This is a genomic window from Vreelandella sulfidaeris Esulfide1, assembly GCF_054072535.1.
In genome coordinates, this window is record NZ_CM133364.1 from 2,076,053 (window position 1) to 2,095,421 (window position 19,369).

At 51.6% G+C, this 19,369-nt stretch carries 21 protein-coding genes; 7 read left to right on the forward strand and 14 right to left on the reverse strand.

Features of this window, described 5'->3' with window-relative positions:
• Positions 1–6: 6 nt before the first annotated feature.
• Positions 7–2,754, reverse strand: a complete 2,748-nt coding sequence (locus ACW44H_RS09745; RefSeq protein ID WP_457508834.1) for a bifunctional acetate--CoA ligase family protein/GNAT family N-acetyltransferase — start codon at positions 2,752–2,754, stop codon at positions 7–9.
• A 104-nt stretch (positions 2,755–2,858) separates the two neighbouring features.
• On the opposite strand from ACW44H_RS09745, the gene ACW44H_RS09750 reads away from it, so the two are divergent.
• A complete protein-coding gene (locus tag ACW44H_RS09750; protein WP_113267844.1) occupies positions 2,859–3,800 on the forward strand; it encodes a histone deacetylase family protein in 942 nt (313 codons plus the stop codon).
• A gap of 120 nt (positions 3,801–3,920) precedes the next feature.
• Positions 3,921–4,553 (forward strand): helix-turn-helix domain-containing protein, encoded by a 633-nt coding sequence (locus tag ACW44H_RS09755; RefSeq protein ID WP_457508836.1) that lies wholly within the window; start codon positions 3,921–3,923, stop codon positions 4,551–4,553.
• Positions 4,554–4,572: 19 nt separating this feature from the next.
• Here the strand turns inward: ACW44H_RS09755 and ACW44H_RS09760 are convergent, their stop codons facing one another.
• The 5 genes from ACW44H_RS09760 to ACW44H_RS09780 all read right to left on the reverse strand — a co-directional run bounded on the left by ACW44H_RS09760 (position 4,573) and on the right by ACW44H_RS09780 (position 6,762).
• Complete coding sequence (locus ACW44H_RS09760) at positions 4,573–4,923, reverse strand: TusE/DsrC/DsvC family sulfur relay protein (protein WP_457508838.1); 351 nt, start codon at positions 4,921–4,923, stop codon at positions 4,573–4,575.
• A gap of 2 nt (positions 4,924–4,925) precedes the next feature.
• Positions 4,926–5,216 carry a sulfurtransferase complex subunit TusB gene (gene tusB / locus ACW44H_RS09765; RefSeq protein ID WP_457508840.1) on the reverse strand — a complete coding sequence of 97 codons (291 nt, stop codon included), beginning with the start codon at positions 5,214–5,216 and terminating at the stop codon, positions 4,926–4,928.
• A 10-nt stretch (positions 5,217–5,226) separates the two neighbouring features.
• Positions 5,227–5,592 carry a sulfurtransferase complex subunit TusC gene (gene tusC, locus ACW44H_RS09770; protein WP_457508842.1) on the reverse strand — a complete coding sequence of 122 codons (366 nt, stop codon included), beginning with the start codon at positions 5,590–5,592 and terminating at the stop codon, positions 5,227–5,229.
• An 11-nt stretch (positions 5,593–5,603) separates the two neighbouring features.
• Entirely contained in the window at positions 5,604–5,993 is a 390-nt protein-coding gene (gene tusD, locus ACW44H_RS09775) for a sulfurtransferase complex subunit TusD (protein WP_457508991.1), read from the reverse strand.
• A gap of 88 nt (positions 5,994–6,081) precedes the next feature.
• Positions 6,082–6,762 (reverse strand): Bax inhibitor-1/YccA family protein, encoded by a 681-nt coding sequence (locus tag ACW44H_RS09780; protein WP_113267839.1) that lies wholly within the window; start codon positions 6,760–6,762, stop codon positions 6,082–6,084.
• 173 nt (positions 6,763–6,935) lie between these two features.
• Here ACW44H_RS09780 and ACW44H_RS09785 point away from each other — a divergent pair, with 173 nt between their 5' ends.
• On the forward strand, positions 6,936–7,694 hold the full coding sequence (locus ACW44H_RS09785) for a dienelactone hydrolase family protein (RefSeq protein ID WP_457508844.1): 759 nt from the start codon (positions 6,936–6,938) through the stop codon (positions 7,692–7,694).
• Between the two features lie 103 nt (positions 7,695–7,797).
• On the opposite strand, the gene ACW44H_RS09790 is transcribed toward ACW44H_RS09785, so the two are convergent.
• On the reverse strand, positions 7,798–7,962 hold the full coding sequence (locus ACW44H_RS09790) for a hypothetical protein (RefSeq protein ID WP_457508846.1): 165 nt from the start codon (positions 7,960–7,962) through the stop codon (positions 7,798–7,800).
• 219 nt (positions 7,963–8,181) lie between these two features.
• On the opposite strand from ACW44H_RS09790, the gene ACW44H_RS09795 reads away from it, so the two are divergent.
• Complete coding sequence (locus tag ACW44H_RS09795) at positions 8,182–8,370, forward strand: hypothetical protein (RefSeq protein WP_113267836.1); 189 nt, start codon at positions 8,182–8,184, stop codon at positions 8,368–8,370.
• Between the two features lie 160 nt (positions 8,371–8,530).
• Here ACW44H_RS09795 and ACW44H_RS09800 read toward each other — a convergent pair whose 3' ends face one another.
• Positions 8,531–8,716, reverse strand: a complete 186-nt coding sequence (locus ACW44H_RS09800; RefSeq protein ID WP_113267835.1) for a hypothetical protein — start codon at positions 8,714–8,716, stop codon at positions 8,531–8,533.
• 115 nt (positions 8,717–8,831) lie between these two features.
• On the opposite strand from ACW44H_RS09800, the gene ACW44H_RS09805 reads away from it, so the two are divergent.
• From ACW44H_RS09805 to ACW44H_RS09815, 3 genes are all read left to right on the forward strand, one after another.
• Entirely contained in the window at positions 8,832–9,158 is a 327-nt protein-coding gene (locus tag ACW44H_RS09805) for a hypothetical protein (protein WP_113267834.1), read from the forward strand.
• Positions 9,155–9,298, forward strand: a complete 144-nt coding sequence (locus ACW44H_RS09810) for a hypothetical protein (RefSeq protein WP_447044229.1) — start codon at positions 9,155–9,157, stop codon at positions 9,296–9,298. Before ACW44H_RS09805 ends, ACW44H_RS09810 begins: the two co-directional genes overlap by 4 nt.
• A 203-nt stretch (positions 9,299–9,501) precedes the next feature.
• Positions 9,502–10,563 (forward strand): ion channel, encoded by a 1,062-nt coding sequence (locus tag ACW44H_RS09815; RefSeq protein WP_457508849.1) that lies wholly within the window; start codon positions 9,502–9,504, stop codon positions 10,561–10,563.
• A 69-nt stretch (positions 10,564–10,632) separates the two neighbouring features.
• Here the strand turns inward: ACW44H_RS09815 and ACW44H_RS09820 are convergent, their stop codons facing one another.
• The 6 genes from ACW44H_RS09820 to ACW44H_RS09845 all read right to left on the reverse strand — a co-directional run bounded on the left by ACW44H_RS09820 (position 10,633) and on the right by ACW44H_RS09845 (position 19,090).
• Complete coding sequence (locus ACW44H_RS09820) at positions 10,633–11,244, reverse strand: flavodoxin family protein (RefSeq protein WP_457508850.1); 612 nt, start codon at positions 11,242–11,244, stop codon at positions 10,633–10,635.
• Between the two features lie 51 nt (positions 11,245–11,295).
• Positions 11,296–12,132, reverse strand: coding sequence for an MBL fold metallo-hydrolase (locus ACW44H_RS09825; protein WP_457508852.1), 837 nt, complete (start codon positions 12,130–12,132; stop codon positions 11,296–11,298).
• Between the two features lie 194 nt (positions 12,133–12,326).
• A complete protein-coding gene (locus ACW44H_RS09830; RefSeq protein ID WP_457508854.1) occupies positions 12,327–12,524 on the reverse strand; it encodes a hypothetical protein in 198 nt (65 codons plus the stop codon).
• A gap of 98 nt (positions 12,525–12,622) precedes the next feature.
• Positions 12,623–14,863 (reverse strand): putative bifunctional diguanylate cyclase/phosphodiesterase, encoded by a 2,241-nt coding sequence (locus ACW44H_RS09835; protein ID WP_457508856.1) that lies wholly within the window; start codon positions 14,861–14,863, stop codon positions 12,623–12,625.
• On the reverse strand, positions 14,802–17,855 hold the full coding sequence (locus ACW44H_RS09840) for a CheR family methyltransferase (protein ID WP_457508858.1): 3,054 nt from the start codon (positions 17,853–17,855) through the stop codon (positions 14,802–14,804). Before ACW44H_RS09840 ends, ACW44H_RS09835 begins: the two co-directional genes overlap by 62 nt.
• A gap of 119 nt (positions 17,856–17,974) precedes the next feature.
• Positions 17,975–19,090: an endonuclease/exonuclease/phosphatase family protein gene (locus ACW44H_RS09845; protein ID WP_457508860.1), complete on the reverse strand. Its 1,116-nt coding sequence runs from the start codon at positions 19,088–19,090 to the stop codon at positions 17,975–17,977.
• Positions 19,091–19,369: the final 279 nt, after the last annotated feature.

Below are 19,369 nucleotides of genomic sequence, written 5' to 3' on the forward strand. Positions count from 1 at the left end.
AACTCGCTAGTCTGGCAGGCTTTCAAGGCGATGCCGTTGCCACTCACTTTCGGGTTCGTTGAGACGCAACACAGCATCAATGACCTGTTCTTCCATGTTGTAACGACTTTTAAATCCTAAGTGTTTCATTAGTGCCCGCATCGGGTGGTTATCGACCATGATTTTACCAATCATTTCCAGCGTGCCGATGTTGGTACAGTAATCGATCATCTTCTTCATCAGCAGACTGCCAATACCTAACCCCTGCAGGTCATCACGGATGATGACTGAAAACTCGGTGCGAATATTGTCTGGGTCGTTCCACACCCGCACGACCCCAAGCATCTCTTTACTGCCATCTTCGCTTAAATGTTCAGCAATGAAGGCCATTTGGCGATCATAATTGATATGTGAAAGAATCGATAAATCGCGCTGGGTTAAGTTAGATTTATTATGGAAGTAGCGGAAACGAATACTCTCTTCCGACAGCTGACGATGGAAAGGAGTAATCAGGTGAGCATCTTCAGCTCGAATAGGCCTTACTTCCACCTGCCAGCCGTTTTTAAGTGTCACCAATTCTCGCAGCTCTTCCGGATACGGCATGATGGCAAAGCGTGACGGGGTGCCGAGATCCATTGCAAAGTCGACAGCGACCATGCCGTCTCGATTAAGTAACAGTGGGTTTACTTCCAGCCCGCGCAAGTCGCCTAAATCAGACGCCATTTGCGATAGCTTAACCAGCATTTGGCACAGGTGCTGTACGTCACGTTCAGGGTCGGCTGAATGCTCACGAATTAACGATGCGGCATGGGTTCTGCCCACCACGTCGGCGGCTAGGCTCATGTTGAGTGGAGGCAGGGCTACCTGGCGGTCAGCCAGTACGTTGACCTTGTAACCGCCAATGCCGAATACAATCAGTGGCCCAAAGACTGGATCACGGGTTATGCCCGCGCAAATCTGCATCGAGTGTTTGCCGCGCTGCATGGGTTGCAGGCAGTATTCGCGAATTGCGTACTCCGGGAATTTTTCTGCCACTTTTTCGCCTAGCTGACGAACGCCCTCAGCTACTTGTTCGGGTGTTTCCAAATCCTGAAGCAACCCCGCTGAAATCTTATGAGGGTGCTTACGGTAACGATAAGGGCGGCAGTTGCCTTCATGAACAACTTTGAGTGCCTTAGTGCCGGGAATTTCCATCGCACGGGCAAGTGCTTCATCAGGATTGGTCAAATACACGCTCGGCGCCGTTGGAATACCATACGCTTCCAGTACCTGAGCGGTTTCAGAATGGGTTAAGGTTTGTCTGCCCCGCTCTTTAGCCTGTTTAATCAACGTGCGGCACTGGGCACGTATCTCTGGACTGGTGGAAAACGGCAGGCTGGGTGGGATCTCTTGCAGTAGCGCTTGAACCCGCTGGTAAATCACCATATGCATAAAGGCCTTAACGGCTTTTTCTGGCGAAATATAGGTCGGAATCCCAGCTAAATTGCAGGCGTGACGGGCATTAAGCGCCTCTTTTAAGCCCATCCAACTGGTCAGCAGATTGCGGCGAAATTTCTTACGGTTATCGATCAAGGCCTGGGCTGTCACCAAAGAAGGGGCCATTCGTGTGGGGGCGTGGACAACCAATACGGCATCTACATTCGTGTCCGCAGCGACGATTTCCAGTGCTTGGACAAACCGTTCCGGCGAGGCGTTGCCGCCCAGATCGACCGGGTTCTCGCCCGGCTTACTCATATCGACCTCGCTACGGTGTAGCGCCGCCTGGGTTTCGGCGCTAAATTCGGCCAATTTGCCACCTGCACTAATTAATTTATCGATGGCCAGCATGGCAGGCCCCAACCCATTCGAAACGATGGCCAGACGGTCCCCCTTAAGAGGTTTCATCCGAGACAGGGTTTCCAACGCATCGAGCAGTTCATCGGAGTCATCAACTCGTACAACCCCTGCCCGGGCAAACGCGGCATCAAATACCACATCGCGGTTGGCAATACCGGGTGTCGGTGCCATGCCGGAAATATCTGACTCGGGCGTACGACCGCTTTTAATAGCCAGTACCAGGCGATTGCGTGATGCGTCACGTACAGCGGTCATAAAATGCTGAGCATCGCTAATCCGCTCCAGATGTAACAAAATGGCCTGCGCGGGCGAGAACTGATTAACGTAATCAATCAGGTCCGGCAACAGCACGTCGACGCTGTCACCAACGGTAATAAGATGCGAAAAACCAACATCACGTCCCGCCGCCCAATCGATCATTGCATTGGCAAGCATGCCGGACTGCCCAAGGTAAGCGACGCGGCCAGCTTTCACCGGCTGGCTGGCATAAGAAACGTTGAGCTTTTTACCCGGCACAATCAATCCCATGCACTCCGGGCCAAGTACACGAATACCCGAAACACGAGCCGCACTCAGCATACGTTCGCGAATTGAACCTTTGTCGCCTTTATCGCGGTCCAGATAAGCACCACCAGACAATACCAGGGCTGCTTTCACCCCGTGCTGCCCAAGTTTTTTAATGAGACTCGGCACGCCTTCAATAGGCGTGCAGACCACTGCCAAATCAGGGACTTCAGGGAGCTCACTCACCTTGCTCACACACGGTACGCCGAAGACCTGGGAATAACTTTTAAGGTTGACAGCCCAAACCGGTCCCTTAAAGCCACCCTCTTGAATATTTCTCAGCACTAAACCGCCCAGCGATGCGGGCTTTTCAGAGGCGCCAAACACCGCTAGTGTACGAGGTTCGAAAAAATGGTGTAAAAAGCGCGTGCTCACAAATGAGTCTCCTCTGAAATAAATAGCGGCTGTACGACTTATTGACACTGTCGCGTAGGGCCTGGAGGCGATTAAGGTGGCATCAATAATAATGGAGCGTTTGAATGATTACCGCCTACCTTACCCACCCAGACTGCTCATTGCACCATATGGGGCCAGAGCACCCTGAATGTCCTCAACGTCTGGAGGCTATTCGCGCTCGCCTATCGCTTGCTGGCTTATTACAGCAAACCATGCAGGCAGATGCCAAAGAAGCCTGTGAAGAGGCATTAGCCAGGGTACACCCCTTACGCCATCTACGCGCCCTTGAAAAGTGCTTGCCCAAAGAAGGTATTATCACACTGGATAGCGACACCATGATGAATCCTGACAGCCTGCAAGCCGCACGGATGGCTGCAGGAGCGGTGATTCGCGGGGTGGACCAGGTGTTTAGGCGCCAAGCAGATAATGTTTTTTGCGCGGTGAGACCGCCTGGCCACCACGCTGAAGCCTCTGATGCCATGGGGTTCTGTTTTTACAACAATATCGCCGTTGGCGCAGCGCATGCTCGGGCTAAATATGGCGCTAGGCGTATCGCCATATTAGATTTTGATGTGCATCAGTGTAATGGCACCATCGATATCTTCAAAAATGATCCCGAAATCTTGATCTGTACAAGTTTCCAGTACCCCTTCTACCCATGGCGCTACTTGCGCAGTGAGTGGCAAAATGTAGTCAACACGCCACTAGAAGTAGGTACCGACGGGCCCGAGTTTCGCCGTATTGTCGAAAATCATTGGCTTCCTGCTCTGCACGCTTTCAAACCTGATTTGGTGATGATATCCGCTGGCTTTGATGCTCATCGTGAAGACCCTATGGGGGATATCTGTCTGGAAGATGAAGACTTCTACTGGGTCACCCACCTGGCGATGGAGATTGCCACACTCTATGCAGATAACCGCGTTGTTTCGGTGCTTGAGGGTGGCTATAACCCCAAGTCACTGGCCAGTGGTGCAGAGGCGCATCTTAAAGCGCTTTTGGGATTACCCTTTGCGGAAGTGCCTTAGTGAGAGATAGTTGCTTGTTTCTTCTCCTCAATTGTCACTCTTAGCAAGTTGTGGGCTGTGCTATAATGCGCGTTTTTACACCAGCCCCAACCTAAGCTAACGCAGCCAACGTGACGATCTATGACCGCTACTTCTGAAGAGCATGCCGCGCTGCGTATCGCATCGGGAAGTAAACCGTTTGTCGAGCCGTTGCGCCTCGGCGAGCGGCTCAAGCAAATTCGCCTTGCTAATCAGTGGACACTGGAAGACGTTAGCCAGCGTACCGGGCTTGCCCGCTCGACGCTTTCCAAAATCGAAAATGACCAGGTGTCCCCTACTTTCAGCGTGGTACAAAAGCTGACCACCGGTCTTAACATTGACCTTCCCCAACTACTTACGCCCCCTAAGCGGGAGCGTTATACCATGGGGCGGCGCGATTTAACCCGTAAGGGCAAAGGGCAACTGCACCCCACACCTACCTACGAACATGAGCTGCTGGGACACCAGCTAGCGCAAAAGCGCATGATCCCATTCAAAACCATCGTACGAGCACGGAGTTTTGATGAGTATCACCAATGGGTGCGCCACGATGGCGAAGAGTTTTTAATGGTGTTGCATGGCGATGTTATGCTTTATACCGAATTCTACGCACCGCTTGTGCTAGAAGAAGGTGACAGCATCTATTTTGATAGCGACATGGGCCATGCGCTCGTTTCCACCAGTCAGGACGATGCGATTGTGCTGTCGGTGTGTACTCGCGGTGACGTTGCCTAGTCGTTGCCCATTTCGCTTGTTACAGACAGTTAGTAGGCTTGGGTAGTCCGGCTAGGCGAGCAATTCGCTTTGCCGGGCTGCCGGGAAACAGTTGCATCAGATAAATCGAGCGCCCCTTCTCTTCGCCCAATGCGTTTTTCGTTGCCTTAACAAGAGGCCGCATGGCCGGTGCCATTTCGTAGCGCTGGTAAAATGCCCTTACGACATCAATGATTTCCCAGTGGGCTTGAGTAAGCGTTAAGCCCTCTTCTTCAGCCATCAGCTGAGCGATGGTTTCGCTCCACTCAGCTTGGTTAACTAAATATCCTTCAGGATCTAGTTCCCATTGTTTTTCTGAATCAAGATAACGGTATATTTTTTGAATCGACATGATTAATACCAGGTAACTGTTTTATCGTACTGCTCGGTAAGTACTACAAAACCTTCCATCTCTAGCGTGGGTAGTACATTATCAATGGCAATGTGGCAAAGCCCACGCGCGGCTAAATCTTCTGACAGCAAGTAAATACGCGATTGAAATTGCTGCCAGGCTGCCCATGTTGGGTCAAGCGCAGCGCTGACTCCTTCTTCAATCAATAACACGGCGTCCTGTTCTCCTACCGCTTGCTGCATTTGAATGGATGCGGTGCTTTTAGGCGCTTTGGTGAGGATGTGTAGAATCATCATTACCTCACTAAAAGTTGAGTATGTTGGCGTGTTGCTGCAATAGCCCAGGAACTTGTTGGGCCGCTATCAGGGTGACTCCCGCCACTAATGAATCGGCGCTTAAATGCATGCTTTGCAGCGACTCTTTCGCAACCCAAAGCTGATCAATATCGTACATTTCAAGCATATCGATGGTGGGGAGGGTCGCTTTTTGGCCCGGCGCGCCACTGCCCTGCTCTTTAACTAGCGCCATTATACCCTGCCCCATAAACAATAAATGCACAGGCTGGCCGAAAGCCGCAGCGACCAAAGCAGCATCCAGCCCTTCACGTAGCCAGTTTGAACTGTGCGGTGCGTGGCGAATAATAACTAATAGCGCCTCTGGTGCCGCCATGGGCCCTCCTTTCAAGCAAAGGTAATGAATCGATCGGAGCGCTGCTGTAACTCAAGCAATTGACCAAGACCGGTTAATTCAAAGGGAGGCGTGATATTAAAAGCCTGCTTTCCATGTCGCTGCGCTTCGGTCTCACTCATCAAACCGCGCCGCAGTGCTGCGGCGATACAGACATCTAATTGCATCCCATGCTGTTGATGCAGCTCTACCCAGGCGTCATGTAGATTGAGCTCATCCTGAGGAGGCGCCATCAACGAAGAGGCATTGTGAACGCCGTCGTGGTAGAAAAACACCCCCGCTATTTGATGGCCACGCGCTATAACGGCATGGGCAAAACGCAATGCAGAGTGCGGTGCCGGGCTGCTATATGGCGCCCCCATCACTAATAAACCGTACTGCATCATTTTAATACCTAGTGACGGTTACCCTAAAAAAAAGACAGACCCTAAAAATAGGGCCTGTCATATTATCGTCTAGCGCTGCCTGATATCAGTCGTTGCTCATAATACCCAGAATCGACAACAGGCTAACAAACAAGTTGTAGATGGATACGTAGAGCGTCACGGTGGCGAGAATGTAGTTAGTTTCGCCAGCCCGGTGAATAATTTCACTGGTCTGATACAGGATGGCGGCTGAAGCAAACAGCACAAAGCCAGCTGACACCATCAGTGATAGCGCAGGGATGTTAAAGAAGATTCCTGCCACCATCGCCAGAATCAGCACGATGGCACCTGCCATCAAGAAGTTGCTTAGAAAGCTAAAATCTTTCTTGGTGGTTAGCGCAATGGCTGATAGGCCAACGAACGTCAAACCTGTCATAGCCAGTGCATTCATGATCAACGCACCGCCATTAGGCAGGGTCAGGTAGGCAGAAAGAATCGGCCCTAACGTAAAGCCCATAAAGCCCGTAAACGCAAACGTTGCCAACAAGCCAGCCGCAGAGTTCGCTGTTTTATGAACCAGGAACATTAGGCCATAGGCGCCAATAAAGAACACGAAGATGTTCATTTGTTGGATGCCAAGAGCGACAGCGGCGCCTGCAGTGACTGCTGAGAACAGCAGCGTCATTGCCAGTAGCGCATAAGTGTTTCGCAACACCTTGTTAGTACTGACACTGTTGGCAACGCCGCCCGACTCGGGACGTGCCATACGTGAATCATTGTAAGCCATGTGTTCATGCTCCCTAATGGTATTTCCAACAACTGACAAGAATGCCGTTGCTAAGTTCCAGACGCAAGTCTTTGTCTATCTTACACAGTCTACCGAATAAATGGTTATTCAACGTTGAACCAGTTCAATCAGCATCGGCTATGCTTCATCAACACTCGATTGGACATAAAAACATGAAAAAAATTCTACTCCCAGGCAGCGCTTTAACGCTCTTTTTTTTAGCGCTGCCGGCTTTAGCATTCTCCCCCGTGGGGGAAGATATTGCTTACAACGTCAACGGTGAAGACTTTCTGGGCTATTTCATTACTGGCGGTGAAAACGCAAAGGGCAGCGTGCTTATTATCCATGACTGGGATGGGCTGGATGATTATGAGCGGCAACGAGCAGACATGCTGGCCAGTGAAGGCTACGACGTGTTTGCTGTCGATCTTTACGGTGAAGGTAATCGCCCCCAGGCTATGGAGGAGAAACGAGCCGCCACGAATCGACTGTACCAAGATAGAGAGCGTATGCGCGCGCTAACGCTGGGTGGTTTAGCGCAAGCACGAGAACAAGGCGCGGCCGAACAAACAGTGATTATGGGCTACTGTTTTGGCGGCGCAGTAGCGTTGGAAATTGCTCGTTCGGGTGAGGCAGACAGCATTGCCGCTTATACCAGCTTCCATGGTGGACTAACGACACCTGACGGTCAGAGCTATTCAAGTGAAACAGCGCCAATATTCATCGCCCATGGCGGCGCTGACAGCTCCGTGAGCTTAGATGATGTAGCCACCCTGGCCGAGGAGCTGGAAACCTCAGGGGTGACCTATGAGATTGGCATTTATTCGGGTGCACCGCATGCCTTTAGCGTATTTGGCAGCGATGCTTACCACGAACGCGCCGATCAGCGCTCATGGGATACCTTTAACGTCTGGCTGGAGGAGATGCTTTAAATGGCTAACGTCCTAGCAGCGTGATCCGCTGCTAGGTTTTATTCATCATGGTTTTATTCGTCATGCGGTTATCATTCACCGCATTTACAAAAAAAGCCTCTGTTTAACTTTTTAGGTCTTTGTCGTCTTCATCTTTATGCGGGGTAACGGTTGTCACCGCCGTGTTACGGGCATCTTGTGGTGAATTATAGAGACGAACGTCTATCACATGCAGCACCGCCAATTGCGCAAACAAAACCGCAAAACAGACGAGCAAACCTTTCAACATGGCGGCATATCCAGAGGGGTGAGTATTAAACGCATAGTAGTCGATAGCTAGCCAAACACAATCTATTTATGCGCTAGAAAACTCTCTATTTGAGGGACTTGAACAGTGCATTAAGTAACCACTTAATTGCGCAAGAAACGACATTTGTAAGAGCGCCGTTCGTCGCCCTTCTCACAGATGGTCTACAGTGAAAGATGTTCCAAAACCAAGGAGAGGAAGATGTCGACATTTATCGTCTACAGAGCAGTCAAGGAAGGTGCCGAAATCGATTCACAGCCCGAATGGTGGGTAGTAGATACCCGTGATGAGAGTGACAGGGATGGGGAACTTGTTAGACATCGCTGCGCAACAAAACCCGAGGCTGACCAAGAAGTGCAACAGCTTAATGAACAGTACGATGCTGGCTGAGCGTGAATAAAGCGCCAGTTCTTTGAAATATCATCTGTTTAGGCCTTACTTATTTAGTCATTTTCTAACTTACAGAAGGGAGGCGCAGGCCTCCCCTTTTAATAACTCGTAATAACTCGCCGTTGTAATATAAATGAGCGATGCGTTAGGAAGATGGCAGTCATTCATCTTTAGAAGAGACTGTTCGCAAATCCTCAACCGTCACCCCCTCTGGCAAATCCGACTCATCTGCGGGGAGCCATACCGGTGAAAGGTCACTATCTTCTCTGCCGTCCTCGAACTGATGACCAGGGATTCGATAAACCACTTGATTGTGATGATGATCCCATGCAAATACACGATCCATATGCTTATTCCTAAGAAAGAAACCCTCGAATATGACCGCGACTTTCCACACAATGTTCCGTATCAGCTACGCTACCTATCTTCCTTTTTTGCTATGTTGATGAGAGGAGCCTGCCTTGAAGGAAACTCACCATAAGAAAGGACGACGGGACGCCCTGCGCGCCAGGTTTAAGAAGAGCCTGGAAGAACGTAGAGCTTCCGCGCCCCGCCGTAGAATTGGTGCGCGAGCAACGCGACAGCAGTTCTTGGAAGCGACTCGAAACGTGGGCGTTATTGTGGTAGCAACCTGTTTTACAGCAGGCTGGGTAGTCACCAATCCTAGCCTAAATACCGATAATGTTTGGCTAGGCGTGGGGCTAGGTATACTCTTGATCTTTGTAGGGTCTTTCGGCTATGGTTATGTAGAGCGAGACAAAACCTCAGATGAGGAAAATAAGCCATGAATGAATTAATTCTTGCCGGGATGTTGATGAGCCTTGCGGTTGTGTCAGGCGGCATGGTTTGGAGTCAGCATAGAGAGCACCACGGTAAAAAATCGTTATCCGACAGTGCGTTTTCTTGGATCGCTAAGCGTTTCGCTTAAACAAGGTCAGCGTTCATAATGCTGCTCAAAATATAAAAGGGTCGCCAATAGCGGCCCTTTTTGTTTATTTAAAGCCCGCAGACAGCGTACGAAGTCCACGTGCGAAAACAACGTACGAAAATAACGTACTATGCATACATAGTGCCCCCTCGGTGCCTGCGCCAGTCAAATTAGGCTCCAAAACATCACAGTAAGTGAGCGATATGCCCGTTATTCAGCGATTACTCCGCGTACTTAAAGCGTCTACGCTTCAAATCTCGTGGTCTTTTCTTCTACTTGTTGTGCTCGCGCATATGGGTTCCTCCTGGGCACTTTTTGCAATGGTTGGCGAAAAGATGGCCAACACCTTTACCGATTGGCTCTATTTTTACGTTGTCGTATCAAGCACCGTGGGCTTCGGTGATTTCAGCCCTCAAACAGTCGCTGGCAAATGGATCGCTACCCTCTTTCTCATTCCAGGCGGTATTGCGTTATTTGCAGCATTGATCGGTAAAGCCACTGTCACAATTTCAAATTTTTGGAGAATTCAAATGCAAGGGAAAGGCGATTTTCGTCATCTATCCGGCCATACCCTCGTCATTGGCTGGCATGGCGAAACCACAGAACGCATATTGGATATTCTCAAGGCCGATAAAGGCCTGCCTGATGAAGTAGTGCTTTGCGTGACCAAAGAAATGAGCAATCCGCGCCCGGCCGATTTGAAATTCATTAAAGGCGAGAGTTTTTCCAATGCCGAGCTTCTCAAGCGGGCAGGTATTGAAAGCGCCAGCCGCATCATCATATACGACACAAGCGATGATCGCGTTGCCACGGTCGCACTGAGTGCCTATAGCCTTAAAGGGAAAAATGCTCATATCGTTGCGCACTGCGCTAATCCTGATACGGCAGCGATGTTACGGAGAACCTTGCCGGGTATCGAATGCACTCAAGCACTCGCACTAGAAATGTTGGTTCGATCCGCTTCAGATGCAGGAATATCTCGAGTAGTCAACGAACTGCTGGCCGTCGATCGCGGTGCTACACAGTACCAAACCAGATTAAGTCACCCGCCTGCTGGCGCCACCTTTGGCGATCTATTTATACAAGCGAAAAATGTCTGCAACGCTACTGTACTAGGACTTGCCAGCAGCCAGGACGATGTCGACGGAAGCATGTTAAATCCCGCCACAGATCGCCCGTTACAGGATGGAGACATCGTTTATTACATGGCCAACACGCGGCTTTCGCAGCACCAGCTAGGTGAACTGCTCAGCGAGGCTCGCTAGTTAGACGCCGTACCCAAACGATGGATACGCCGCCTACAGAGATCCCATTCCGGCAAATCACATATAGCGTCAGCTTTCTTGATTAGGGTAAGGCGTTTGCTTCAATAGCTTTGCAAGGTGAACGCAATTGCGCGCAAGCCCAGCCGTAGCGGTTTGAATCATCTCAGGCGTCTGGTTCAAATCCTTGAAGTCAGTTGACTGCATTGCTTCGCCCACCCAGTAGGTAGAAGCATTCGCTGGAATGGTGAACCCCACATCATTCAAGCCCTGGAACAGCTCGGCAATAATGTGATGGGCGCCATCTTCATTACCCACCACGACCACTCCCGCTACGGTGCCATATGATACGAGCCGGCCTTGGTCGTCTGTCTCACCAAGAAAGGCATCAAGCCGTTCTAGGACACGCTGACAAAGACTGGAATGGTGCCCTAACCACACGGGACTGCCGAGAATGAAGATATCAGCATCAAGAATTTTCTGACGAAGCTGAGGCCAGTCATCCCCTTCACCCTCGTCTGAGGTCACACCGGGCTTGATATTATAATCAACAGCACGAACCTGCTCACCGGTAACACCGTGTCGTTCAAGCTCTGCTAGTGTTTCGGCTATAAGCCGCTCACAAGACGACTCGTCAGGTGAAGGTGTAAGAGTGCAGTTAATTGCGAATGCCGTAAGTGCCATGTTCTACCTCCATGTGAAAAAACACTTCAATTGCTATTTCAATTACTATCTCTACTTAACGCTCTTACCGTGCGAGGGCCGAGCAATGTGGTCAAAATCCCGAGCTAGCGTCTCTAAATCATGATTCAAAGCCTCACCTGCCATCGGCCGCCCATGACCGGTTAACACCACGCTAGGCTTCAGCGCCGCCAGACGTTGCACTGAGTCGCGCGCCGCGTCCCAATCAGGAGTGAAATAACGCGGTGGTCCGCTAAGCTCTTCATGCTGAGTCAGCACTTGATAGAGTTCATCTTGTCGGACGGTAACGAAAGCGTCACCGACGATCATGGCGCGATCCGAGTCACGAAAAAAAGAGACATGCCCTTGAGTATGGCCGGGTGTTGCTATCCAACGCCAACCCGGCATGCCGGGCACGCTACCGTCTTCAGGCAAGGTCTGGATGCGTGGCCGCAGGTCCACCGGTGTGTTGGGAAAGAGGCTTGATAGCTTGGCAATGATGCCGCCCTCCACCTGAGTATCCGGATAAGGATAATCCTTCTCACCCGTCAGGTAGGGCATCTCTAAGGCGTGGGCGTAAACCGGCACATCCCAATGTTCGGCCAGCTCAACAACCGAACCAACGTGATCGAAGTGGCCATGGGTGAGTATGATGGCTTTAGGACGAGAACTCTCACCAAAGCGTGATGCCGCTGCTTCTGCTATCAAGTTCTTGCTTTTGGGCATGCCGGCATCAACCAACACCCAGTCGCCGCTCTTAGGTAGGCCAACGAAACAGACGTTGACGATCTTAACCGTTAGCCCAACCACATCGGGCAGTACCTCGAAGAGGTCACCGCTCTTCATTGATGTCATGGGCATCGCTTTGTGGTGATGCGGGTTATGAGGCATAGAGGTCCCTCTCTATTGGCGGCTAGTGCTATCTATTTGCAATTAATGCTACGTATTGCAATTAAAGCTACGTATTGCAATTAAAGCTACATAGTTGGCGTGACGCCAAGCGAATCCCTCGCTTTGCTACGTTTGCAGAGTATTGATTAAAGCTAGCAACCAACACGAGAAATGGCAATCGACGTATCCTGCGATCACTTCTTCTTACGCATGAAAGGAAATACCTTCGCCATGCTATCCGCCATCACTTGATCGAGCGGTTTGTGATCCAGGCTAATAGCCGCCCTGGCGGCGGTATACGTTCCCTTATATTCCTTTGCTATCTCACTATCAGTCATGCTGTCGGGTAGCTGCTCTTTTGCACGGATAGCATCGATGACGTCCTTGTTCATGCCCTTCTCCTTTTCGCATCAGTACAAGTCAGCATAGTGATTAGTCAGCGTAGCTCATCGCTGCGCGTTGTGATGTGGCCAGAGGAAATCAATGAGCGTTAGGCACTCTGCAACATGCTCTGGAAAGCCTCTGTTTCAAGGGGATAAGCGAGCAGAAACCCCTGGATACGATTGCAGCCGTGTGCTTGCAGCCAAGCCAGCTGTGACTGCGTCTCTACCCCCTCGGCTACCGTCCTTAGCCCGAATGCCTGGGCCATGGAGAGAGTAGCCCGGGCAATGGCCTCGTCGTGCTCGTTTTTACCCAGGCCGTCGACAAAAGTTTTATCAATTTTGAGTTCGGCCAGAGGTAGCCGCTTTAGGTTGACCAAGCATGAATAGCCGGTCCCGAAATCATCGATAGCCAGTTCAATGCCGCCTTCATGAAGCTCACGGATTTCTTGGTAGACAGTATCGGAGTGTTCGGTGAGCGTGCCCTCGGTGAACTCCACCTGGAGCTGGCCCGGTGATATCCCGTATCGCGCCATGATTTCGCGTAAACGAGAAGCAAATTTGCCTTCACGAAAGGTTTTAGGGCTCACATTGAAGGAAATGACCGGTGGTTTGAGCCCTGCCGATTGCCACTCATGAATATCTTTGCACATTAACTCTTGCACCTGCCAACCCAGCTCTGTGATCAAGTCAGACCTTTCCGCGATGGGAATGAAACGCTCTGGGCTGATGGGTCCCTTCTCGCGGTTATCCCAGCGCAGCAAAGCCTCGGCGCCCAAGAGCCGTTTAGGGTCGCTCGCGTCAAATTGCGGATGATACAGGAGGCGTAACTCCCCATTGGAAAGCGCGCGGCGCAAGGCCTCCTCAAGCGCACTATCATCAAGCAGTTGCTGGTGCAGTTCCGATTTATAAAGCCGCAGCCGGTTGCGCCCCTCCTCCTTGGCTCGGTACATAGCCATGTCAGCCGCCTGGGATAAGCTATCCACGTCCTCGCCGTCTTGAGGATATAAAGCCAACCCGGCGCTGGCCGTGACACGCAGGTTACGACCACGAACCTTGAAGGTTCCCGCGAGTCTCGTTATCAGGCGCTGTGCGATGAAACCAGCCTCCTCGGCATCGCATACGTTCAGCACTATTGTGAATTCGTCACCGCCAATCCGTGCGACCGTATCCAACTCCCGCACCGACTCCCTAAGTTGGCCGGCCACCCTCACCAGCAGCTCGTCCCCCATCTCATGGCCAAGCGTGTCATTGACATCTTTAAAATGGTCCAAATCCAGGAACAAAAGGGCCACATGCCCACCGTTGTTCTGAGCCTGAGCGATGGCCTGTTGAACCCGGTCCCGAAACAGGCTGCGGTTAGGTAGCCCCGTCAGCGCGTCGTGGCTAGCCAGGTACTCAATCTTGCGCTGCGATTCCTTGATCTGGCTGATATCGGAAAATACGGCCACTAAATTGCGAGGCTGCCCCTCATCGTCATTGATGCGATTAATAGTGAGCCATTCCGGGAAGATTTCTCCATTCTTGCGACGGTCCCATATCTCCCCCTGCCAGCAGCCTCGCTTGTTAAGGCTTTCCCATAATTTTTTGTAAAAAACCTGTCCCTGGCGTTCAGATTTGACTAAACCGCTCATGGTAACGCCCAAAGCGTCGCTCTCTGTATAGCCGGTAATAGCGGTGAAAGCGTTATTGATAGATTGGATGCAGCCGGAGGGATCCATCACTACGATGGCTTCACCGATTTCCTCATATACCCTGGCAGCAATGCGCAGTTTATCCTCTGTACGCCGTCGCTCCGTTATGTCTATCAGAGCGCAACGAAACCGAGCAGTGGCTGAGTCAGCGGAAGACTCAACCACGCTTTCCATACGCACCGTGCGCATGGCCTCTGCGTCCACAGCTAGCGTCAAATCGACGGCTTTTTGGCGTCTCGTAGAGGCAAGTGAACGCCAGTGGAGGTGTAACGCATCTTGTGACTCGGCAGCTACGAAGCTAGATAATAAACAGCCAGCCAGGTTGGTGCCCGAGTCAAGCAGTTGGACAGCGGCTCGGTTGGCCTCCTGGATGCGTCCTTTGGCGTCCAGGAGTAGAATCCCCATCGGCGCCAACTCGAAGAGGTCACGGTAGGATTTCTGGGCCATTTCCCGCGCGTTATCGAGCCGGTCCCGCGTCTGCAATAGCTCCTCATTCTGGATGCGAAGCTCTTCCTGATGCAGCTCCAACTCAGAGACCAGGGATTGAATATCCTCCCCGGTCCAGTTGGAGACGTCAGTGAGTTCATGACATAGGCTATCGCGAGCCGCTTTCCTTAGTGCCTCCGGTGAGAGTGGCTGAGGATATTTCTGATCCATGACTGGGATTCCTTCCGATACTTTCCGAAGGCTTGGACGTTAGCCTGTGAATACCAATAGAGAGCAAAATCATCGCTGAATCTGCTTCCAATTCTAGGCGGCGCCCGTTCATGCGCAAGCAAGTCGGTACCGCATCGCCAAGATCCATGCTTAATTCAAAGTCATAAAAAGCCTGTCGCTGCGGCAGTACTTCTGCTAATAAGGCTCTCAATTCCGGATGATCCCATTGCCCGGCCTCTAGGCTAAATAGGCTTTTGCCTTCCACTTCTTCTGGAGTACGGGGGAAAATACGATAGAAGCCATCATTAACGGAGACCACTCGAAAAGCAGCGTCGAGCACTAACAGAGGCTCGGGGACGGTGTCGACGACTGCTCTAAAAAAAGCCTCGTTCCGTATCACTCCCTGGGCGATCTGGATGTCCTGAAAGGTGCAAACCACGCCGCGGATGACATTCCGTGTGCTGCGATAAGGCTGGATGCGTAGTAGGTACCAGTGGCCTGTCGTTGTTTGTACTTTTATCTCTTTGGTAACCAGGTTATCCAATACAGCGTCGGCATCTTCCAGTAACCCGTTATAACGCAGTTTAGTGGTCAGCTCGCTCAGAGGTCGGCCTATATCGGAAGAGCGCACTGCGATCAGTTTTTGTACAGGGGTAGTGAAGCGTTTGATATTAAGGGCTTCGTCGAGAAATAGAGTGGCGAGGTGTGTGCTGTCTAAAAGATTTTTTAGGTCATCGTTGACCTCGGTAAGGTCGTCGACGCGTATATTGAGTTCGGCATTGACGCTGCGCAGCTCTTGATTGAGGGATTCCACTTCCTCTTTGGCGGCTTCTAGTTCTTCGTTGCTGCTCTGGAGCTCCTCGTTCATTGACTGGAGCTCCTCATTCAAGGACTGTAACTCCTGGTTGGCGGCCTGCATCTCCTTGACCGCAATCTGCTTTTCTTGCCGGAGGGCCTCGAGCTTCTCAATAAGGTGAGCTTCGGCTTCAGTGCCACCGTTACTTGTGCGGTGGGGGTCGGTTTTTGGGCCAATAGTCTCACTTGCGGTCTTAGCTGCCTCTGACATTGGCTCATGATGTAAGGCCACCAAGCGAAACCCCGCCAGCGCCTTTGGTGTCCGGATCAGTTGCACTTCCAACCGGGCCCCCTCGGTACTGCCATGGGCCAGAACTTGTACCTGCCGACTTACTAGATCTGTATCACCGTTGGCCACCTTCTGCAGCGCCTGATTAAGCGGCTCCCGCAGGCCAGGACGTGCCATTTCCAGCAACTGATTGCGGGCGGGGCCGCTGGCTGGCTCCAGAAAGAGGCCGGTTCGACCATGGACGTACACAACCTCTCCACGGTCGTTGACGATCACCGATGGTGGGGCGAACTGCAAAGCAAGTAGACATTCTACATTGCGAGTAAGGTTATCGTTGGTCCCCACTGCCGGGTTTCTATCGGCTTCTTGATAGGGTGGTGAGCGTCGGCGGCGGCTAGGCCCAGGCATCTCCAGCAGGCGCGGTGGTAAGGATCCTTCGGCAACCTGATAGATTCGGCTTTCCTTGTCCACCACCGAGAAAGCCTCGCTCTGATGATCCAAACTTTCCGAAGGTCCTAATAACAAAAGCCCCTGGCTACGCAAAGCATAGCGGAACAGTGCCAGGAGCCGCTCCTGACGGTCGCGTTCCAAATAAATCATAAGATTGCGGCAGGTAATAAGGTCCAAGTTGGTAAACGGCGGGTCTTGAAGGACGTTGTGTTCGGCAAATACCACAATATCGCGAACCTCACGACCAATTCTCACGGTGTCGTTTTCTGCTGAGAAATATCGCCGCATGAACGTTTCGCTCATAAATTGGCTGATGCTTCTTGGATAACGCCCCACCCGGGCTTTCTCAATAGCCGTTTGATCCACATCAGTGGCGAATATTCTTACCGCAGGAGGCTGCTCCCAGTCCGCTATGCATTCTTGGATGAGAATGGCCAATGTGTAAGCCTCCTCGCCGGTAGCACACCCCGGCACCCAGGCGCGGAACTCCTGCCCTGTTTGGGCCGCTTGCTTTAGCAGCGCCGGTAGTTGCTCGCTCAGCGAGAGCCAGGCGTGGGGATCCCGAAAGAAATTGGTGACGCTGATAATGAACTCTTGGAACAGCAGGTCAATCTCCTCGGGATGATCCTGCAAATAGACCAAGTACGCCTGGGGTTCGTGGATACGTTGCAAGTCCATGCGGCGTTCCAGGCGGCGATTAATCGTGCTGATTTTGTAGCCTGAGAAATCGTGACCGGTACGGTTTCTCACCTGTTGCAATATCTTTTTAAGCAGCCCTTGCGAAATCGCGGTCTCGTTGCTTTTCAGGGCCGCCTGACGGTGGTTTTGGGATGCCAGATAGCTGGCCAAGGTGGCCGGCATTTCAGTGGGGGTCAGCACATAGTCCACTTGGCCAGTGGCAATAGCGTTCGCCGGCATATCACCAAACTCGGCAGTATCCGGGTCTTCGACCATGACCATGCCGGCTTGGTATTTAATAGCCTGAACGCCAAGGGTACCGTCACTGCCTGTTCCAGCAAGAACAACCGCGAGAGCTCGGTGTCCCGCCTCCTCCGCCAGCGAGTAAAACAACGTATCGATCGGATGAGGAGGGCCAGCTCGACGATCCACTTCCGTCGATGAGCTTGCCTCCGAGCGTTTGTTGGTTCCGCCGGAGCGAACTAGCTGTCCTCGACTAAGGATCCAACCCTCGTCCGGCAATGCCACATAAACCCTGTTCGGTGCTAGGGCTTCGCCCTCCTCGACCATTTGTACGGGCAGCGACGCATGTGGCCCCAAAATTTCAGGTAGCAGGCTGCGCTCGCCTTTGGGATGGTGGGTAACAATCACGTATACCGCGCCGGTATCGGCAGGCAGATTGGCCAGGAAGGATTTAAGAGAACGGAGTGATCCCACCGATCCTCCGATGCCTACAATAGGCAGGGCGTCCATAGCGTGTTGATCGTGCGGTGGGGACATGCGTTAATCTCGTACGGATAATATTGAGTATTCCTATGTCCTCATAATATATGTTTTTTATCAACGCTGGGGGCCTGCTTTTCTATACTCAAGCCCGCAACGTTAGATCGGGATGGGGGCTATGATCCCCCTTGCCCCGTTTCTGATGCACTGATGTCGTGTTCAGCGGCGTCTTCAGCCCCCTCCTCTACCATTTCCTGTGCTTCCTCCTCTTCTTCCGCTGACGCTTCGGGCTTCGCTTGGTCTTTTCGATCAACGGCTAACGTTGTAAAAATGCCAAAATGATCAGACCCAAGCACTTCTACCCGATCAAGATCAACTAGGTGGAAGCCGTCGGAGACGAACAGGTGATCGATTGGGTATCGCCACAAAGGATACTCCGCATGATAGGTGCTCAGTAAGCGTCGGCCACGGCGTGGATCTTTTAAATCACTCAAGTCGGCGAAAAGTCGAGTGGTGTCTGACCATCCGACGTCATTAAAGTCGCCTGTGACGATCCAGCGATTGTCCGGGTCCTCTTGTACATGACGGGCAATTAGCATGAGCTCTGCATCGCGTTCCCGACTGTCACGTCGTTCTTCCGTATCGCCTTTACTAGCGTTTCTTTCGTGCAATCCTGGCGGAACAGGATGGGCGCCAACGAACCGCACTGGACCGATTTCGGGAACATCAAGGGTCGCGAAGATCGAAGGCCGACGCTCCGAAACCAAGTGCTTAACCTCTTTCTCCAACAACGGAATCCGTGACCACAGCACTATACCAAGCCCTTCGTCGCGAACCTCTCCAACGCGATAAGCGTAATCATCATCAAGCGATGCTAACCCCTCAGCCAAATTATGGTCGACTTCGATCAGCAGCACTAAATCAGGGTCCTCACGACGTACCATCGCCAATATCTCGTCGAAACGATCATTCTTGAAGGTAACATTCGCCGTCAGCACGCTTAAGTGCGTTTGTGTTTCGCCCGACTGAACCTCAGCAGTGGGCACTTCGGTTGGCCAAACGGAAGTGAACGGCAGGATGTGATACAGGTGCCACCCCGCTATCGCGAGGATCACCGCTATCCACGCTGCGTGCTCTTTTTGTGGCCGTTTTAGCCATGCGTGCAACCCCAACATAAGTACCGGCACGCCCAGTAACCCAGTCAACTGCAGGCGTGGGAAATCCCATAACCTGACCCACCACTGACCGCTGGGTATTAATGGCAATATGCTCACAACGAGCATTACGAGCATAATTAATCTGATGATCCAAAGAAGGAAATTTAACAGCATAGAAAACCTAAACTTATGTTTAAAAAAGATTTCAGGACCATAATATCTCTCAAGTTTGTTAATTGTGAACCTCAGCTCTTTGAGGTGGGCATTACCCATAATGCCAGGGTGGGCTATTGATATGACGGTGTAATCGGTGATTACATCCTATTATGAAACGAAACCAAGCTGCCCAAAACTGACAGTAGATTTACAGTCCCTTTTTAGAGGGAATTTTCGATTTTAAATTCGACTTTATAG

Bases quoted from the DNA above. Each gene is read 5' to 3' on its own strand.
- ACW44H_RS09750 (WP_113267844.1), top strand. From the start codon at position 2,859: ATGATTACCGCCTACCTTACCCACCCAGACTGCTCATTGCACCATATG.
- ACW44H_RS09755 (WP_457508836.1), top strand. From the start codon at position 3,921: ATGACCGCTACTTCTGAAGAGCATGCCGCGCTGCGTATCGCATCGGGA.
- ACW44H_RS09760 (WP_457508838.1), bottom strand. From the start codon at position 4,923: ATGTCGATTCAAAAAATATACCGTTATCTTGATTCAGAAAAACAATGG.
- tusB (WP_457508840.1), bottom strand. From the start codon at position 5,216: ATGATTCTACACATCCTCACCAAAGCGCCTAAAAGCACCGCATCCATT.
- tusC (WP_457508842.1), bottom strand. From the start codon at position 5,592: ATGGCGGCACCAGAGGCGCTATTAGTTATTATTCGCCACGCACCGCAC.
- tusD (WP_457508991.1), bottom strand. From the start codon at position 5,993: ATGCAGTACGGTTTATTAGTGATGGGGGCGCCATATAGCAGCCCGGCA.
- ACW44H_RS09780 (WP_113267839.1), bottom strand. From the start codon at position 6,762: ATGGCTTACAATGATTCACGTATGGCACGTCCCGAGTCGGGCGGCGTT.
- ACW44H_RS09785 (WP_457508844.1), top strand. From the start codon at position 6,936: ATGAAAAAAATTCTACTCCCAGGCAGCGCTTTAACGCTCTTTTTTTTA.
- ACW44H_RS09790 (WP_457508846.1), bottom strand. From the start codon at position 7,962: ATGTTGAAAGGTTTGCTCGTCTGTTTTGCGGTTTTGTTTGCGCAATTG.
- ACW44H_RS09795 (WP_113267836.1), top strand. From the start codon at position 8,182: ATGTCGACATTTATCGTCTACAGAGCAGTCAAGGAAGGTGCCGAAATC.
- ACW44H_RS09800 (WP_113267835.1), bottom strand. From the start codon at position 8,716: ATGGATCGTGTATTTGCATGGGATCATCATCACAATCAAGTGGTTTAT.
- ACW44H_RS09810 (WP_447044229.1), top strand. From the start codon at position 9,155: ATGAATGAATTAATTCTTGCCGGGATGTTGATGAGCCTTGCGGTTGTG.
- ACW44H_RS09815 (WP_457508849.1), top strand. From the start codon at position 9,502: ATGCCCGTTATTCAGCGATTACTCCGCGTACTTAAAGCGTCTACGCTT.
- ACW44H_RS09820 (WP_457508850.1), bottom strand. From the start codon at position 11,244: ATGGCACTTACGGCATTCGCAATTAACTGCACTCTTACACCTTCACCT.
- ACW44H_RS09825 (WP_457508852.1), bottom strand. From the start codon at position 12,132: ATGCCTCATAACCCGCATCACCACAAAGCGATGCCCATGACATCAATG.
- ACW44H_RS09830 (WP_457508854.1), bottom strand. From the start codon at position 12,524: ATGAACAAGGACGTCATCGATGCTATCCGTGCAAAAGAGCAGCTACCC.
- ACW44H_RS09835 (WP_457508856.1), bottom strand. From the start codon at position 14,863: ATGGATCAGAAATATCCTCAGCCACTCTCACCGGAGGCACTAAGGAAA.
- ACW44H_RS09840 (WP_457508858.1), bottom strand. From the start codon at position 17,855: ATGTCCCCACCGCACGATCAACACGCTATGGACGCCCTGCCTATTGTA.
- ACW44H_RS09845 (WP_457508860.1), bottom strand. From the start codon at position 19,090: ATGCTCGTAATGCTCGTTGTGAGCATATTGCCATTAATACCCAGCGGT.